Below are 15,756 nucleotides of genomic sequence, written 5' to 3' on the forward strand. Positions count from 1 at the left end.
AACGCCGGGCGCCGGCAACCGGCGCCCGGCGTTCACGGGAGCGTCAGAACCACCACTGGTTCTGCGCGCCCGCCACGTACTGCCACAGCTGCACGACCGTGCCGTTGCGGTAGCTGGTGTTCAGGTCGGCGTCGAGGTACCGGCCGCTCTGCACGTTCTGCAGCCGCAGGTAGCCCTCGGGGATCTCGTTGACGGCGAACCACTGGTTCTTCGCCCCGGCCACGTAGTCCCACAGCTGCACGACGGTGCCGTTGCGGTTGATCGTGTTCAGGTCGGCGTCGAGGTAGCGGCCGCTGTAGGCGTTCTGGAACCGGTAGTAGCCCTCCGGGATCTGCCGGATGTACCAGGCCTGCTGAGCCGCGTATTCGTCACACGCCCACAGCTGCACCTTGGTGCCGTTGCGGTTGATGGTGTTGAGGTCGGCGTCCAGGCAGCGGCCCGGGTCCGAGGCCGGGCCGAGCAGGTAGGCCTGCTCCTCGGCCATCGTGTTGACGCCGCCCTTGACCTGGTTCGGGTGCGCCGGGCGCAGCACCAGCCCGTCCAGCGACGTGACCGGCTCGCCGGCCTGCTGGGCCGCCCCCGCGCTCGGCGCCACGAACAGCGAGAGCAGGCCGGCCAGCAGTGCCGCGGCCGCGAACGGCCGCTTCAGTCTTCTCATGGGTTCCCCATTCCGTGACGGGGCGCGGAATCCTCCGGCCGCACCCCGGAGTCTGGATCTTCGCCGCGGGGGCGCTCCGGAGTCGACCACATTTCCCGGACGCTCAACAACGCTGTTCAACGGTGTAACGGACCGGTATCGCGAACGATCTCTCCAGTGCGGCCACAGTTTTTTCGCGGAGAGGATCGCCGGTGCGCCTGGAGCTGAAATCGCGCGACCTGACCCGCGTGGGGCTGTGCAACGCCGCCGATCCGTGCTGGGAGCTGGCGAGCAGCGTGCGGCTGCTGCGGGACGAGGAGGTGGCGTTCGGCTGGTGGCGACGCCGGGTCCAGGGCCGGCTGCCGGAGTCGTTCCCGGTGCTGCGGTGGCTGTACACCTCGGGGGAGGTGCCGGAGTTCCTGCTGCCGGCGGGCGGTGACCTGGCGTCCGGGCTCGCGGCGGTGCTGGGCACGCCGCCGGACCGGGTGCGGGCCGCGCTGGCGGCGCTGCCCGAGCCGCGTGGACTGCCGCCGTGGGCCGCGGCCTTGCGGTCCGGTTCGGACGCCGCGCTGTCTCGGCTGGTGCAGGCGTTGCGGGAGTACTTCATGGTCGCGCTGGCGCCGCACTGGGACACCGTGCGGGCGCGGGTCGAAGTGGACCGGCAGGCGCGGATCCAGGCGCTGGCCGACGGCGGGGTGGACGGTCTGCTGGCCACGCTGCGCCCGGTGCTGCGGTGGGAGCCGCCGTACCTGGTGACGGGCGTGGCGAGCCCCGGCACGCCGCGGCGGACGGCCGGGGTGCTGCTGGTGCCCACCTACTTCACGGTGCAGCCGTGGATCGTGCCCGGCTCGACGGGCCCCGTGCGCCTGGGATACCCCGCGGCGGCCGAAGACCCGCGCGTCCGCCGTGCCCCGCACGCCACCCCGCGCGCCCTGGCGGCGCTGCTGGGCCCGACCCGCGCGGCGGCGATGGTCCTGGCGGCGGCCGGGTGCAGCACCTCGGACCTCGCGGCGCGCCTGGGAGTGACCCCGTCAGCGGCGAGCAAGCACATGTCGGTGCTGCGGGCGGCCGGCCTGATCGCGAGCCACCGCAACCGCAACACGGTGCGTCATTCACTGACCCCACTGGGAATGGCGTTGGTGGACGGCGCTTCGACGTGAAGGTGGACCGGCATCCGAGATGGCTTTCGGGGCGGAATGGCTCGCCCCGCGTAAGCGGGCCACGACGTCCGGCAGCGGTGGTGGAACGCCCCCGGAGGGGCGGCACGCGGGTGTGGCGCTGAGGAGCGCAGTGGGATTGCAACCAGGCCCGGCCTGCCTGGGGCCGGACCGCCGTGTGGCACTTGCCGTGGAGGGCGCTTCGGCATGAGCGAGCCCCGGCGCCAGGGCAGCGGCGCCGGGGCTCGGGGAGAAGGCGGGGCGGCTAGTGCGCCGTCGCCTTCTCGGCGCCGGCGCCGGTCAGCGAGCGGACCTCCATCTCCGCGTGCTTGCGCTCGTCGTGCTCCTTCGACAGCAACGTGCCGACGATGCCGAGCAGGAACGACGCCGGAATGGACACCAGGCCCGGGTTCTGCAGCGGGAACCAGTCGAAGTTCGCGTTCGGCAGCATCGACTTCGACGTCCCGGACACGGCGGGCGAGAACACGATCAGTGTGATCGTGATCGCCAGGCCGCCGTAGATGCTCCACAGCGCACCCGAGGTGTTGAACCGCTTCCAGAACAGCGAGTACAGGATCGTCGGCAGGTTCGCCGACGCCGCCACCGCGAACGCCAGCGCCACCAGGAACGCGACGTTCTGGTTCTTCGCCAGGATGCCGCCGACGATCGCGACCGCGCCGATCACCACGGCGGTGATCCGGGCGACCCGCACCTCGCCGTTGGGGTCGTCCACCTTGCCCTTCTTGATCACGTTCGCGTAGATGTCGTGCGCGAACGACGCCGACGCAGTGATCGTCAGCCCGGCCACCACGGCGAGGATCGTCGCGAAGGCGACCGCGGCGATGAACCCGAGCAGCACCGGCCCGCCCAGTTCCAGCGCCAGCAGCGGCGCCGCCGCGTTCTCCGAACCCGGCGCCTTGCGGATCACGTCCGCGCCGACGAGCGCGTTCGCGCCGTAGCCGAGCACCAGCGTGAACAGGTAGAACAGGCCGATCAGCGCGATCGCCCACACGACGGAACGACGGGCTTCCTTCGCGGTCGGCACGGTGTAGAACCGCATCAGCACGTGCGGCAGACCGGCCGTGCCGAGCACCAGCGCCAGGCCCAGCGACAGGAAGTCGATCTTGGACGTGCCGGTCGCGCCGTAGCGGGCGCCCGGGTTCAGCACCGCCTCACTGGAGCGGTCCACCGCGCCCTGCAGCAGCGCGGACAGGTTGAGCCCGTACTTGCCCAGCACCCACACGGTCATCAGCGCGGCGCCCGCGATCAGCAGGACCGCCTTGATGATCTGCACCCAGGTGGTGCCCTTCATGCCGCCGACGAGCACGTAGATGATCATCACGACACCCACGACCGCGATGACCACCGACTGCCCGACCCCGCTGGACACGCCCAGCAGCAACGAAACCAGCACACCGGCGCCGGCCATCTGCGCGAGCAGGTAGAAGAAGCTCACCGCGAGCGTGGACGTCGCCGCCGCCGCGCGCACCGGCCGCTGCCGCATCCGGAACGCCAGCACGTCGCCCATCGTGAACTTGCCGGTGTTGCGCAGCAGTTCCGCGACCAGCAGCAGCGCGACCAGCCACGCCACCAGGAAGCCGATGGAGTACAGGAACCCGTCGTAGCCGTACACCGCGATGGCGCCCGCGATGCCGAGGAACGACGCGGCCGACAGGTAGTCACCGGCGATCGCGACGCCGTTCTGCGGCCCGGTGAACGCGCGCCCGGCCGCGTAGTAGTCCGACGCGGTCTTGGTGTTCCGGCTGGCGCGCAGCACGATCACCAGTGTGACGGCCACGAACAGGCCGAAGATGCTGATGTTGAGCGCGGGGCTGCTGCCCGCGACTCCCGCGGCGAGGTTCATCGCGCGCCTCCCTCGACGTCCTCACGGATGCGGTCGGCGATCGGGTCCAGCTTCCGGTTGGCGAAGCGGACGTACAGGCCGGTGATCAGGAACGTGGACACGAACTGCAGCAGTCCCAGCAGCAGTCCGACATTGAAGTTGCCGATCAGCTTGGTCGACATGAACCCGTGCGCGTAGTCGGCGAGCAGGACGTAGAGCAGGTACCAGCCCAGGAACAACGCGGTCATCGGGAAGACGAAGCCCCGCAGCCTTCGGCGCAGCTGCGCGAATTCGGGGCTGGAGTGGACCTTCGTCCACTCCTCGTGGCCGAGATCGTGCTCGGTGGCCGCCACTGGAGACCTCCTTGTCGTGTGGTGGCGGACACGTTAGGAGGTCACGACGTGCGACGCCGTGGCGTGGCGACCAACCGTCAGCGGGCGCGACGAACGGTCGACAAGCGGTCGCGGAAACCGGTCGAACGGCGGCGTGGAGCGGCCTGCCGCGGCGGGGTCTCGTCCAGGTGCAGCCGCAACATGGCGGTGATCGCCCAGGCAGGCGGCCGCCCGCGCAGGGACACCACCACCATCGTGCCGAAAGCCAGCGGAACCGACCAGGGCGCGGGCTGGGCGAGCAGGATCGCGAGCACGCCGTGCACGTCCGCACCGGCCAGTGTCGCGAGGATCGCCCCGGACGTCGCGAGCAGTCCGGTGAGGACCCCGGCGATCGCGCCGCGCGCGGTCAGCCGCGACCACCAGATGCCGAGCACGAGCAGCGGGCAGAACGTCGACGCCGCTACCGTGAACCCCCACGTGACGAGCACGCCCGCGTCGAGGTGCACGGCGAACAGCGCGAGCAGCACGACCGCGGCCGCGGCGGCGACGACAGTGCCGCGCAGCCGGGCCAGCCCGCCCGGCGCGAGGTCGTGCGCGATCGCGCCGGACACCGCCAGCAGCAGGCCCAGTGACGTGGCGAGGAACGCGGCGAACGCGCCCGCGGTGAGCAGGCCCGTGAACAACGTGCCCGCCCAGCCGGTGTCGACCTGCATCGGCAGCGCGACGACCGCGGTGTCGGTGGCCCCGGACAGGTACAGGTGCGGCACCAGGACCCGGCCGAGCACGCCGTAGACGCCGGGGAACACGTAGAACGCGGACAGCAGCGCCACGGTGAGGGCGGCGGTGCGGCGGGCGGCGCGGCCGTCGGGGCTGGTGTGGAAGCGCATGATGACGTGCGGCAGGCCCATGGTGCCGAGCACGGTCGCGACCAGGACGGCGAGCGTGCCGAGCAGCGGGTGGCCTTCGTTGTTCAGGTTGAGCAGCGGCCGTTCCCAGCCCGCGGCGCCCGGCGGGGCGGTGCCTGGCAGCTGTGGGACCGGCTGTCCGGCGAGGAAGACGAGTTCCTCGCCCGCGGCGAAGGTGTGCGGGCCGGGGGCGAGGGTGACCGGTGTGCCGTCGGGCTCCCTGGCCTGGATGGGCTGGGCGGCCTCCAGGGTGACGTCGACGCGGAAGACCACGCGGGTGTCCTGGCGCAGCTGGGTGAATTCGGCGGGGTGCAGGGCCTCGTCGCGGGCGGCGGCGCCGGCCGTGATCGCCAGCCACAGCGCGGGGACGGCGAACAGGACGACCTTCAGCACGAACTGGAAGGCCTGCACGTAGGTCGCCGCGCGCATGCCGCCGAGCGCGAGCGTGGTGGCGACGGCGGCCCCGGCGAGGACGACGCCGACCCAGTAGGGCGTGCCGCTGACCACGCTCAGCACCAGGCCGGACGTGCGGAACTGCGGCACGAGGTAGAGCGCGCCGATGACCAGCACGACGACGGCGGCGAGCCTGCGCAGCGCCGGCGAGGCGAGCCGGGCCTCGGCGAAGTCGGGCACGGTGAGCGCCCCGGAGCGGCGCATGGGCGCGGCGACGAGGACGAGCATCGCGATGTAGCCGGCCGTGAAGCCGACCGGGTACCAGAGCGCGCCGACCCCGTCCTTGACGACGAGCCCGGCGACGCCGAGGAACGAGGCCGCAGAGAGGTACTCGCCCGACACGGCGGCCGAGTTGAGCAGTGGGGTGACCCGCCGGGAGGCGACGAGGAAGTCGGAGGTGGTGCGCATGGCGGCGACCCCGCGCAGCCCGATGAAGAGCGTGACGAGGACGACCGGGGCGACCGCGAAGAGACCGACCATCAGGGCTGCCCGGTTGGTTCGGCGCGGGACGGGTGCGGGGCGGCCGTGGTGGGACCGACCATCAGCGTCGCTGGGCCTGTTCGGTGCGGGGCCAGTGCGCGGGAGTGGCGGGCAGCGGGTTTCGGGGTGGTGGCGGGGAGATCGATCATCCGGGCTGCTCGGTTTGTTCGGCGCGGGGCCGATGCCTGGGCGTGTGGGTGCGGGGCGAGTGCGGAGTGGCTGTTCATCTGCGCCGCTCGGTTTGTTCGGTGCGGGGCCAGTGCGCGGGAGTGGCGGGCAGCGGGGTTCGGGGCGGTGGCGGGGAGATCGATCATCCGGGCTGCTCGGTTCGTTCGGCGCGGGGCCGATGCCTGGGCGTGCTGGGCGGCGGGGTGCGGGGCGAGTGCGGAGTGGCTGTTCATCTGCGCCGCTCGGTTTGTTCGGTGCGGGGCCAGTGCGCGGGAGTGGCGGGCAGCGGGTTCGGGGTGGCCGCGAGGGAATCGATCATCACGGCTGCTCGGTTAGTCGGGCGCGGGGCCGTTGCCTGGGCGTGCTGGGCGGTGGGGTGCGGGGCGAGTGTGGAGTGGCTGTTCATCTGCGCTGCTCGGTTTGTTCGGCGCGGGGCCAGCGGGCGGGAGTGGCGGGCAGCGGCGTTCAGGGTGGCCGCGGGGAAATCGATTATCAGGGCTGCTCGGTTTGTTCGGCGCGGGGCCGTTGCCTGGGCGTGCTGGGCGGCGGGGTGCGGGGCGAGTGCGGAGTGGCTGTTCATCTGCGCCGCTCGGTTTGTCCGGTGCGGGGCCAGTGCGCGGGAGTGGCGGGCAGCGGGGTTCAGGGTGGCCGCGGGGGGATCGATCATCAGAGCTGCTCGGTTCGTTCGGCGCGGGACAGGCGCCCGGGGGTGCTGGCCGCGAAGTGGCTGACCGTCAGCGCCGCTCGGTTTGTTCGCTGCAGGAGCAGTGCTCGTGCGTGCTGGGCGGGTGCGCGGTGGTCGGCCATCAGCGCTGTTTGGCTTGTTCGGCGTGAGGCGAGTGCGGAGCGGCCGGCCATCAACGTTTCTCGGCTCGTTCGGCGCGGCGCAGGTGCCAGTGCCCGAGCCCGATGAGCAGCGGGTACGGCATCACCGCCAGCACCAGCCAGGAAACCGGCACCCCCGCCAGGCGGGCGTGGTCGAGCGCGGGCCAGACCGCGAACAGGACCGGCAGCCCCGCGAGGACCGCGAAGAGCAGCAGCAGCGCGGCGACCGCCCGGCGGCGTTGCAGGCGGTAGTTCTGCAGGGCGCGCTCGGCGTCGGCCGCTTCGAGCCGCGGCGGGCGCCAGCGTCCGCGCTGCCTACGACGCGCATGGGCGAGCCGGGTCTGCGGACTCATCACCGCGACGCGGCGGTTGGGCATTCAGCACCTCCCCGCGGGGTAGCGGCCAGTACCCCGGCCTTGCACCTGTGTTGTGAGGGCATCTGGGAACCGTGGCCGAGTTGCGCGGCAGCCGCCGGGCACCTGCCCGGTCGCCGGGCGGGGAGCTCCGCCGGGCGGTGGGTGTTGCGGGGCGCGGAGGTGCCGCCGCGCTGTGGGCGCCGCCCCGGCGTCGCGGTCCCGGGATCCACAGCGCGACCCGGGAGCACCCGCCAAGCGTTCACCATCACCGCCCCCGCTGGTTCAGCTCGCTGCGCTGCGCCGCGCGCAACAGGCGTTCCCGCAGCTCCCGGGCGTGCCGCCGGCTCACCGGGACGTCCCCGGCCGCCGTGTGCGCCAGCAGCCCGCCCACGGAGTCGCTCCGCAGCTCGCGCACCGCGTCCAACGCCACCAGGTAACCGCGGTGCACCCGCACGAACCCGCTGCCCTCCCAGTACTCCGCGAGCCGCGAGATCGGCATCCGCACCACGTGCACGCCGCCGCGGGTGTGCAGCTTGACGTAGTCGCCCTGCGCCTCGACGAACAGCACCTCGCTGCGCCGCACGTACCGCGTCCGCCCCCGCGACTCGACCGGCAGCGCGGCGAGCGCGTCGGCCAGTCCGGGCGACCTCGGCGCGCCGGCGGGCAGCATCCGCAACACCTTCCCCAGGGCAGCCGACAGCCGTTCCGCGCGCACCGGTTTCAGCAGGTAGTCCACCGCGCCGATGCCGTACGCCGTCACCGCGTGCCCGTCGTGCGCCGTCACGAACACGATCACCGGCGGTTCGCTCAGCTTCGCCAGCAGGCCGGCCAGCTCCAGCCCGTCCAGGCCGGGCATCGAGATGTCCAGGAACACCGCGTCGAACCGCTCGCTCTGGATCATCCGCAGCGCGGTCAGCGCGTCACCGGCGCCGGTCACCTCCGCCACCTCGGGCGCCTCCCGCAGCAGCTGGCAGATGTCCTCCAGCGCGGGTGGCACGTCGTCCACCGCGAGCACGCGCAACCCGGTCACGGCAGGACCACCCCGGGCTGGAACATCGGCACCCGCACCACGACGCGGGTGCCCGCGCCCGGCGCGGTCTCCACGACCAGGCCGCACCAGGGGCCGTACACACTGCGCAGCCGCCGGTCGACGTTGGCCAGCCCGACGCGTTCACCGTCGCCGGACAGCACCGCTTCGGCGTCCGCGGGCGGCATGCCGACGCCGTCGTCCTCCACGCTGATCACGCAGTCGTTCCCTTCCGCCTCGCCGCGCACCGAGACCGTGCCGGGCCTGCCGAGCGGCTCGATCCCGTGCCGGATGGCATTTTCGACCAGCGGCTGCAGCACCAGGTACGGCACCGGCACGGCGAGCACGTCCGGCGCGACGCGGATCTGCACGCGCAGCCGGTCGCCGAGGACGGCTCGCTGCAGCGCGAGGTAGGTCTCGATGGCGTGGAACTCGTCCGCGAGCGCGGTGTACTCGCCGTGCCTGGCGAGACTGTGCCGGATGTAGTCGGCGAAGTCGAGCATCAGTTCGCGGGAGCGGTCGGGGTCGGAGCGGACCAGCGACGCGATGACGGTGAGCGCGTTGTAGACGAAGTGCGGGGAGATCTCCGCGCGCAGCGCCCGCAGTTCCGACTGCGCCGCCAGCTCCGCGGAGGCCTCCAGCTTGCCCCGTTCGAGCGCGGACGCGACCAGCCGGGCGACCTCCTGCACGGCTTTGCGCGACGCCTCGCCCTCGACGACGAGCACCCCGGCGAGCTCGTCGTCGACGTCGAGGGGCACCGCCCGCAGCGGCGCCTTCCCGGCCGGTGTCTCACTGTGCAGGACGGCCGAGACGAGTTCGCGGGCGGCGTCCTCGTCGGACGGGTGACCGGCCCAGGTGGTCGCGCCGGAGAGGTCGGCCAGCCCGGCCGCGGGCACGCCGAGCAGGGACCGGACGCCCTTCACCGCCGCCCGCGCGCCCGGCCCGGACAGCCCGTCGGCGAGGTGCCCGGCGACGCCCCGCGCGGCGGCGAGCACGTCGGCGGCGTCCGGGGCGCGCCGGGCACGCCACAGGGCGCGCACGCCCGTCGGCTCCTCCTCGGCGACCACCGTTCCTCCCATCGACCACGATGAGTGCCGGTCGATAGTACGGGGCGGACCTGCCCCGCACGGGGGTTGGCGGTGGCGGTGCTCCTGGTATAGAAAGAGGTGAGCCCGTCCCCGCGATCATGGGGTGTGGCAGCCGTGACCCCTCGCCGAACGGGATCCTGCTGTGCCGGGCTTCGTCCACCCCCTCCGCGACCGCCCCCACCTGGGACCGCTCCGGCCGCACGCGATCGAGGGCCGGGATGTCGACGCCCATCCGTGAGCGCGCGCCGATCACGCGTTCGGTGGTCGTGTCCGCCGCCCTGGAGCTGACCCGCAGGCAGGGCCTGTCCGGCTGGACGATGCGGGACCTGGCTGCCGCGGTCGGCGCGCGCACCAACGTGATCCGGTACCACGTCGGCAACCGGGCGGACGTCGAGGCGGCCGTCGTGGCGGACGTGTGCGCCGGGATCGGCCTCCCCGCGGACGGCGAGTGGGCGGGCTGGATCCGCGCGCTCGCCCGCCGGATGCGCGCCGTCTTCGACCGGTACCCGGGCGTCGGTGCGGTGGCGGCCACCGGAACCGGCCCGGCCGCTCCGCTGCTGGAGGCCGTCGCGGCGCGCCTCGCCGACGTCGGCTTCGGCGCGGAGAGCGGGCTGGCGGCCCGTGCGGTACTGGTGGAGATCTGCATGTCCCGAGAGGTGGGGCTGGACCTGCTGATCGCCGGGCTCACCGCCCGGCTGGCCGGACTGGGAGGTGACCGGTGACGTACGGGCCACGGTGCACGACGGATCGCGCGACCTGCGGCGGCGTCTACGACATCCACCTCGGCGGCAGCGGCTACACCCGCCACGACCGCGAAGCGGCGCGCCGGATGGTCGCCGAGTTCCCCGCCGGGCAGCGGGACGTGCCGGAACGGGCGGCCCGGTTCAACCGCCAGTTCCTGGTGCGGTCCGTCGGCTACGCCCTCGACCAGGGGATCCGGCAGTTCCTCGACCTCGGCTGCGGGTTCCCGCGGTGGGGCAACGTGCACGAGGTCGCGCAGCCCCGCCACCCGGACGCCCGCGTCGTCTACGTCGACTACGAGCTGGGGCCGGTGGAGGAGTACCGGAAGCTGTTGTCCGGCAACGGGAACACGCACGTCCTGCACGCCGACCTGCGTGAGCCGGAACGCGTGCTGGACCAGGCCGCGGAGCGGCTGGACCTGGGCGAGCCGGTGTGGCTCGGGATGCTGTGCGTGCTGTCGTTCGTCCGCCTCTGCCACGGCGAGGACCTCTACGACGTCGTGCGCCAGTACACCGACCGGCTGGCCCCCGGCAGCTGCTTCACCCTGTCCATCGGGTGCGGCGAGGACATGCCCGCCGAGTCGCTGCCGCCGTTCTACCTGCTCTCCGAGGTCTACGAACGCGAACTGGGCACGCCGTACGTGCTGCGCAACGTGTCCCAGGTCGAGCGGTTCTTCGACGGGTTGTCCCTGGTCACGCCGGTGACCTACCTGACGGACTGCCTCGCCGAACCGGGACGGCAGGTCAGCTACACCGACTGGGCCAAACGCGCGATGCGTGGCGCGGTCGCGCGGGTGCCGGGTTAGACCGCGGCGAGACGGCACACCACGTGCCGCGCCGGGCCGTCGCTCGCGGCGCCGCCGACCGCGATCACGTCGAACTCCCGCCACACGTCCGCGGACAGCGTCGCCAGCCGCAGACGTTGCGGGCCCACCACGTGGTCCGGGTCCGCGGCCGCGGCGTTGAGCAGCTTCGACATGGCGGGGACGTCGAACGGGTGCACCAGCTTGCGGATGTGGTGGTCCGACGGCACCGCGAGGTTGAGCGCGTCGAACAGGGCGTTGGCCGATTCCAGTTCCTCCAGCACGCGGTCGACCACGACCACCGGATCCCGCGACGCCAGGAGCAGCGCGCGGACCAGCGGCGCGGGCGCCGGGACGGGGACGTTCTCGCGCGCCCCGGCGTCCCGCGTGACCAGGCCGCGGAACCAGCCCGGGCGGTCCGGATCCGCCCGGCCGGCGAGCCGCAGCGCGACCGGTTCGCCGGACGCGCGGTGCTGGGCCTTGTAGCTGCACAGGTGCAGTTCGCCGACGCGGTCGCGCAGCAGCGCGTCGCGGAACTCCCGGACCGCGGGCCGCCAGGAGTCCATCACCAGGTTGTTCAGGTAGTACGTGCCGTCCCACCAGCGGCCGCGCGGGAAGCGGGGCTGGGCGTCCGCGGGGGCGGAGCGGTCCTCCGGCGGCGCCAGCCCGTACAGCTCGAAGGTCTCGTCGCTCCACGCGACGACGTTGCGGTGGTCGGTGCCACCCTCGGTGATGCGCCATTCCCAGGTGCCCACGACCGGCGGGGGGTGGTCGGCCCAGTCGGCGGAGGCCTCGATGTAGCAGGCGAGCGCGCCGACGACCGCGGCGGAGACGGGCGCCCGGACCGGCCGGACGCGGACCCGCCATTCGCGGCCCGCGTAAGCGACGCGCGCCGCGTCGGCGGGGCGGCCCGTCCGGACGGCCTGGTCCAGGCGCTGCCGCAGCAGGTACTGGGCGACGCGGTGGTCGAGCGCGTTGCGCGGCGCGACCCCGTGGTAGCTCGCGTTCCCCATCGCGAGCAGGAGACCCACCTTCGGCCCGTGCCGGGCGTCGACGAGGATCCACTGCGCGTGCGCCGGATCCTGCTGGTGGCGAGCGGGCCTCATGGCCTGGACGCTACCCGCGGTCACGCCGCCCGGCCAGTGGCCGGGCGAGCGCGCCGTCCGTCCTCATCGGACCACGTAGAACGTCTTCGCGTAGGTGTTTTCCGGGCAGGTGATCGACACGGTGTGCGCGCCCCGCTTCGCCTTCGGCGACACCGTCGCCGACCAGTGCGTCGGCTCGCCGGTGGGCGTGAAGTTCAGCAGCACGTCGGACTCGGGGAGCGCCACCGCGTTGAGGCAGTTGGCTTCCACGTCCACCACGTCCCCGCGGTGGACCACCTCCGGCACCACGTTCACCCACCCGCACGAGCCGGTCGAGCCGGGGTTCGGGTCGCAGTCCACCGGCGCCGCCGCGTTCGCGGCAGGTGCCGTGAACAATGCCAGCCCGATCGCCCCGGCCGCCGCACCGATGAGAATTCCCTTGATGCGCATGCCCTTTCCTCCCTGTCGTGGGCCTACGCACCTCCTCACGCGGCGGGAGAATCCGAGGTTGCCCGCCCGCGCAGGAAAACCAGGACCACGGAAACCACCAGGCCGAGGGCGCCGGCGAGGACGAAGGTGTTGCCGAGGCCCACGCCGTCGACGACCGGCTGCGCCAGCAGCGGCGAGGCGAACTGGCCGAGGAACAACGCGGACGTCAGCATCCCGAGCGCGCGGGTGCGGGCCGCGGGGTCGACCGAGGCGACCACCCAACCGTTCATCACCGGATTCTGCAGGCCGATGCCGACGCCCGTGACGAGCATGCCGAGTGCCGCCATCCAGATCCCGCCCGCGAGGCCGAGCACGACCAGCCCGGCCGCGTAGGCGGCGAAGAGCACGGCGGCGAGCACGCGGAAGTCCCACCGGGCGCGCAGCCGCCGGAAGTTCAGGCCGACCAGCGTCATGACGAGGTTCAGCGCGGCCATCAGCACGCCGACGACGACCGGGCCGGCGCCGGTGACCGCGCCCAGCCAGAACGGGGCCTGAGTGGGCACCGTGTAGAAGACGACCACGCCGAGGAACATCAGCGCGTACAGGCCGTACAACCGCGGCGTCCGTTGTGGACCGCCGGGCGCGGGCGGGGATTTCGGCGCCTCGGGCACGAACCGCAGGACCAGCACGACCATCGGCACCGCCAGCAGGTACACCGCGAACGGCCCGCGCCAGCTCAGGTCGGCCAGCACCCCGCCGAGCAGCAGCGCGACGACGCCGCCGAAGCCCATCGCGGCGCCCTGCAGCCCCAGCACCCGGCCGTGCTCGGTGGCCGGGTAGTGGTCGGCCAGCAGCGCCGTCGAGGTGACCATGATGGCCGCGATGCCGACGCCGAGCAGGGCGCGGCCGGCCAGCAGCCCGGGCAGCCAGTCGAGCACCAGGCCCGACCCGCCGCCGACGACGTAGAGCGCCAGCCCGGCGGTGAGCACCCGGACCCGCCCGGCGCGGCCGCTCAGCCGGGCGAGCACCGGCGCGGCGAGCATGATCGCGAGCCCGGGGAGGGTGAGGACGAGGCGGACCAGCAGCGCGGCGTTCGGGGTGGCCGCGAAGTGCTGTTCCATGCCCGGCAGCGCCGGGGTGATGGTGGCACTGGCCATGATCGTCATCGTGCTGACGCCGAGCAGCGTGAGAAGGAGTGTCCTGGGTGGCATCCGCACCGCGGTCGCCGTCGCATCCGTCATGGCCACGACGTTAGAAGTTCGAGCTAACTCGAGGTCAAGCGCGCTTTTCTCAGGCGGGCTGCGGAAAGCGGTCGATGTTGTCCTCCACCCAGGTGCGCAGCGCGGCCAGCGGGACGGCCGCGTCGGCGCCGAGCGGGGTCAGCCGGTACTCCACCCGCAGCGGCACGTCCGGGAACACCTCGCGCTCGATCAGCGCGTGCGACTCGAGCTTGCGCAGCGTCTGGGTCAGCACCTTCGGACTGATGCCCTGCAGCCGCGCCCGCAGCGCGCCGAACCGCTGTGGGCCGCCCTCCAGTGCGCCCAGCACGAGCGCGCTCCACTTGTTCGCCAGCAGGTCGAGCATGTCCCGGCATGGGCACGCGGCGGCGTAGACGTCCTTCGGACCACAGGTCTGCACGCTGCGATGGTACCCGATGGGAACTTGTACGCCTTGCAGGTAACTACTACCTTCCTACTACCGTCACCGGTATGACGACCATGCGCGCGGTTGCCTACCGCAAGTCCCTGCCCATTACCGATCCCGCCGCATTCGAGGACGTCGAACTGCCGGTCCCGGAGCCGGGGCCGCACGACCTCCTGGTGCGGGTCGAGGCGGTGTCGGTCAACCCCGTCGACACGAAGGTGCGCGCCGGCTCCGACCCGGGCGGCGAGCCGCGGGTGCTCGGCTTCGACGCGGCCGGCGTGGTGACCGCGACCGGCGCCGAGGTGACCCTCTTCCAGCCCGGCGACGAGGTCTACTACGCGGGCACGATCGACCGGCCGGGCACGAACGCCGAGTACCACGTCGTCGACGAGCGCATCGTGGGCCCGAAGCCGCGGAGCCTGTCGTTCGCGCAGGCCGCGGCGCTGCCGCTGACCACCATCACCGCGTACGAGACGCTGCACGACCGGTTCCGGGTCGGCCCGGACAGCACCGGCACGCTGCTGGTCCTCGCCGGCGCGGGCGGGGTCGGGTCGATCCTGATCCAGCTGGCGCGGGCGCTGACCGGGCTGACCGTGGTGGCGACCGCGTCGCGCCCGGAGTCGCGGGAGTGGGTGCGCTCGATGGGCGCCCACCACGTGGCCGACCACCGGGACCTGGTCGCGAGCGTGCGGGAGGTGGCGCCGGACGGCGTGGACTACGTGTTCTCGCCGAACACCGCCGGCCGGATCGAGGAGTTCGCCGAGCTGCTGCGGCCGGGTGGCGCGATCACCGCGATCGACGAGCCGCCGGGGCTGGAGTTGTTGCCGCTCAAGGGGAAGAGCATCAGCTTCCACTGGGAGCTCATGTTCACCCGGCCGCTGCACGGCTGGGACCTGATCGCGCAGCACAACCTGCTCGCGCACGTGGCCGAACTGGTCGACGCGGGTGTCGTCCAGACCACGCTGACGACCGAGCTGAAGTCGATCAACGCTTCGACGGTGCGGCAGGCGCACGAGCTGACGGAGACCGGGCGGACCGTCGGAAAGACGGTGATCTCCGGCTTCTGATCGGCGATACTGCCGGTTGTGCGAGCGGAGTTGATCGAACGGGTGCGGCGGGGCGAGCGGGTGGAGTACCTGTTCTTCTGGGGCCACCGGCCGGAGCCGGACGGCAGTGCGGGGCGCGGGTGCCTGAGCCAGTGGTGGCCGGCGCCGTTCACCGTGGACGGGCGCGAGTTCGCCACGGCGGAGCACTACATGATGTGGCGCAAGGCGCAGCTGTTCGGCGACGCGGCGGTGGCCGAGGAGGTGCTGCGCGCCCCGCACCCCGGGCGGGCGAAGGAGCTGGGCCGCCAGGTGGCGGGCTTCGAGCCGGCCCGCTGGGAGGCGTCCCGGTACGACATCGTGGTCGCCGGATCGGTCGCGAAATTCGGCCAGAACCCGGAGCTGGGGCGGTTCTTGTTGGGCACGGGTTCGCGGGTGCTGGTGGAGGCCAGCCCGGTGGATGCGATCTGGGGTATCGGCGTCGCGGCGGACGATCCGCGCGCCGGGGAGCCGGAGCGGTGGCCGGGGCTGAACCTGCTGGGCTTCGCGCTGATGGACGCGCGGGCGCGGTTGGCAGGTTGACCGGGTGCGGGTCGCGCGGCCCGGCGGTGGAGGCACGGGCGCGCCTTTCCGCTCGGTGGTGTCCCCGCCCTGTGGCGGGGACGCCGTACACCACGGACCGGTACTAGGAGTTCAGGCTCCGCACCAGACCCAGGGTCCGGTCCTGCTCCGCCGGTGACC

The 15,756-nt window shown here is 72.9% G+C and carries 16 protein-coding genes; 5 read left to right on the plus strand and 11 right to left on the minus strand.

Annotation, left to right across the window (positions count from 1 at the left end):
- Positions 1-43: 43 nt before the first annotated feature.
- Positions 44-658, minus strand: a complete 615-nt coding sequence (locus ABZ215_RS33225) for an RICIN domain-containing protein (protein WP_020421215.1) — start codon at positions 656-658, stop codon at positions 44-46.
- A 191-nt stretch (positions 659-849) separates the two neighbouring features.
- Here ABZ215_RS33225 and ABZ215_RS33230 point away from each other — a divergent pair, with 191 nt between their 5' ends.
- Positions 850-1,797 (plus strand): helix-turn-helix domain-containing protein, encoded by a 948-nt coding sequence (locus ABZ215_RS33230; protein WP_020421214.1) that lies wholly within the window; start codon positions 850-852, stop codon positions 1,795-1,797.
- A gap of 262 nt (positions 1,798-2,059) precedes the next feature.
- Here the strand turns inward: ABZ215_RS33230 and ABZ215_RS33235 are convergent, their stop codons facing one another.
- From ABZ215_RS33235 to ABZ215_RS33260, 6 genes are all read right to left on the minus strand, one after another.
- Positions 2,060-3,658, minus strand: a complete 1,599-nt coding sequence (locus ABZ215_RS33235) for a cation acetate symporter (protein WP_020421213.1) — start codon at positions 3,656-3,658, stop codon at positions 2,060-2,062.
- Entirely contained in the window at positions 3,655-3,990 is a 336-nt protein-coding gene (locus ABZ215_RS33240; protein ID WP_020421212.1) for a DUF485 domain-containing protein, read from the minus strand. The genes ABZ215_RS33235 and ABZ215_RS33240 overlap by 4 nt, the downstream gene beginning before the upstream one ends.
- A gap of 77 nt (positions 3,991-4,067) precedes the next feature.
- Positions 4,068-5,807 carry a cation acetate symporter gene (locus ABZ215_RS33245; protein WP_354954214.1) on the minus strand — a complete coding sequence of 580 codons (1,740 nt, stop codon included), beginning with the start codon at positions 5,805-5,807 and terminating at the stop codon, positions 4,068-4,070.
- 1,025 nt (positions 5,808-6,832) lie between these two features.
- Complete coding sequence (locus tag ABZ215_RS33250; RefSeq protein WP_354954215.1) at positions 6,833-7,177, minus strand: hypothetical protein; 345 nt, start codon at positions 7,175-7,177, stop codon at positions 6,833-6,835.
- A gap of 244 nt (positions 7,178-7,421) precedes the next feature.
- Positions 7,422-8,186, minus strand: a complete 765-nt coding sequence (locus tag ABZ215_RS33255; protein WP_020421208.1) for a LytTR family DNA-binding domain-containing protein — start codon at positions 8,184-8,186, stop codon at positions 7,422-7,424.
- Complete coding sequence (locus ABZ215_RS33260; protein ID WP_354954231.1) at positions 8,183-9,250, minus strand: histidine kinase; 1,068 nt, start codon at positions 9,248-9,250, stop codon at positions 8,183-8,185. The genes ABZ215_RS33255 and ABZ215_RS33260 overlap by 4 nt, the downstream gene beginning before the upstream one ends.
- A 239-nt stretch (positions 9,251-9,489) precedes the next feature.
- Between ABZ215_RS33260 and ABZ215_RS33265 the strand changes: the two genes are divergently transcribed.
- Positions 9,490-9,993 carry a hypothetical protein gene (locus tag ABZ215_RS33265; protein ID WP_354954217.1) on the plus strand — a complete coding sequence of 168 codons (504 nt, stop codon included), beginning with the start codon at positions 9,490-9,492 and terminating at the stop codon, positions 9,991-9,993.
- Positions 9,990-10,817, plus strand: coding sequence for an SAM-dependent methyltransferase (locus ABZ215_RS33270; RefSeq protein WP_354954219.1), 828 nt, complete (start codon positions 9,990-9,992; stop codon positions 10,815-10,817). Before ABZ215_RS33265 ends, ABZ215_RS33270 begins: the two co-directional genes overlap by 4 nt.
- On the opposite strand, the gene ABZ215_RS33275 is transcribed toward ABZ215_RS33270, so the two are convergent.
- The 4 genes from ABZ215_RS33275 to ABZ215_RS33290 form a co-directional block, all read right to left on the minus strand.
- Positions 10,814-11,920, minus strand: coding sequence for a hypothetical protein (locus ABZ215_RS33275; protein ID WP_354954221.1), 1,107 nt, complete (start codon positions 11,918-11,920; stop codon positions 10,814-10,816). The two genes, ABZ215_RS33270 and ABZ215_RS33275, sit on opposite strands and share 4 nt — an antisense overlap.
- A 63-nt stretch (positions 11,921-11,983) precedes the next feature.
- Positions 11,984-12,349: a hypothetical protein gene (locus tag ABZ215_RS33280; RefSeq protein ID WP_354954223.1), complete on the minus strand. Its 366-nt coding sequence runs from the start codon at positions 12,347-12,349 to the stop codon at positions 11,984-11,986.
- 35 nt (positions 12,350-12,384) lie between these two features.
- Positions 12,385-13,569, minus strand: a complete 1,185-nt coding sequence (locus tag ABZ215_RS33285) for an MFS transporter (protein ID WP_354954225.1) — start codon at positions 13,567-13,569, stop codon at positions 12,385-12,387.
- Between the two features lie 49 nt (positions 13,570-13,618).
- Entirely contained in the window at positions 13,619-13,966 is a 348-nt protein-coding gene (locus ABZ215_RS33290; RefSeq protein ID WP_027936319.1) for a helix-turn-helix domain-containing protein, read from the minus strand.
- A gap of 71 nt (positions 13,967-14,037) precedes the next feature.
- On the opposite strand from ABZ215_RS33290, the gene ABZ215_RS33295 reads away from it, so the two are divergent.
- Together ABZ215_RS33295 and ABZ215_RS33300 are read left to right on the plus strand one after the other, a co-directional pair.
- A complete protein-coding gene (locus ABZ215_RS33295) occupies positions 14,038-15,039 on the plus strand; it encodes a zinc-binding alcohol dehydrogenase family protein (protein ID WP_354954227.1) in 1,002 nt (333 codons plus the stop codon).
- 18 nt (positions 15,040-15,057) lie between these two features.
- Positions 15,058-15,597, plus strand: coding sequence for an NADAR family protein (locus ABZ215_RS33300; protein ID WP_354954229.1), 540 nt, complete (start codon positions 15,058-15,060; stop codon positions 15,595-15,597).
- Positions 15,598-15,756: the final 159 nt, after the last annotated feature.

It is taken from the genome of Amycolatopsis sp. NPDC006131 (assembly GCF_040614175.1).
Classification (GTDB): domain Bacteria; phylum Actinomycetota; class Actinomycetes; order Mycobacteriales; family Pseudonocardiaceae; genus Amycolatopsis_E; species Amycolatopsis_E tucumanensis.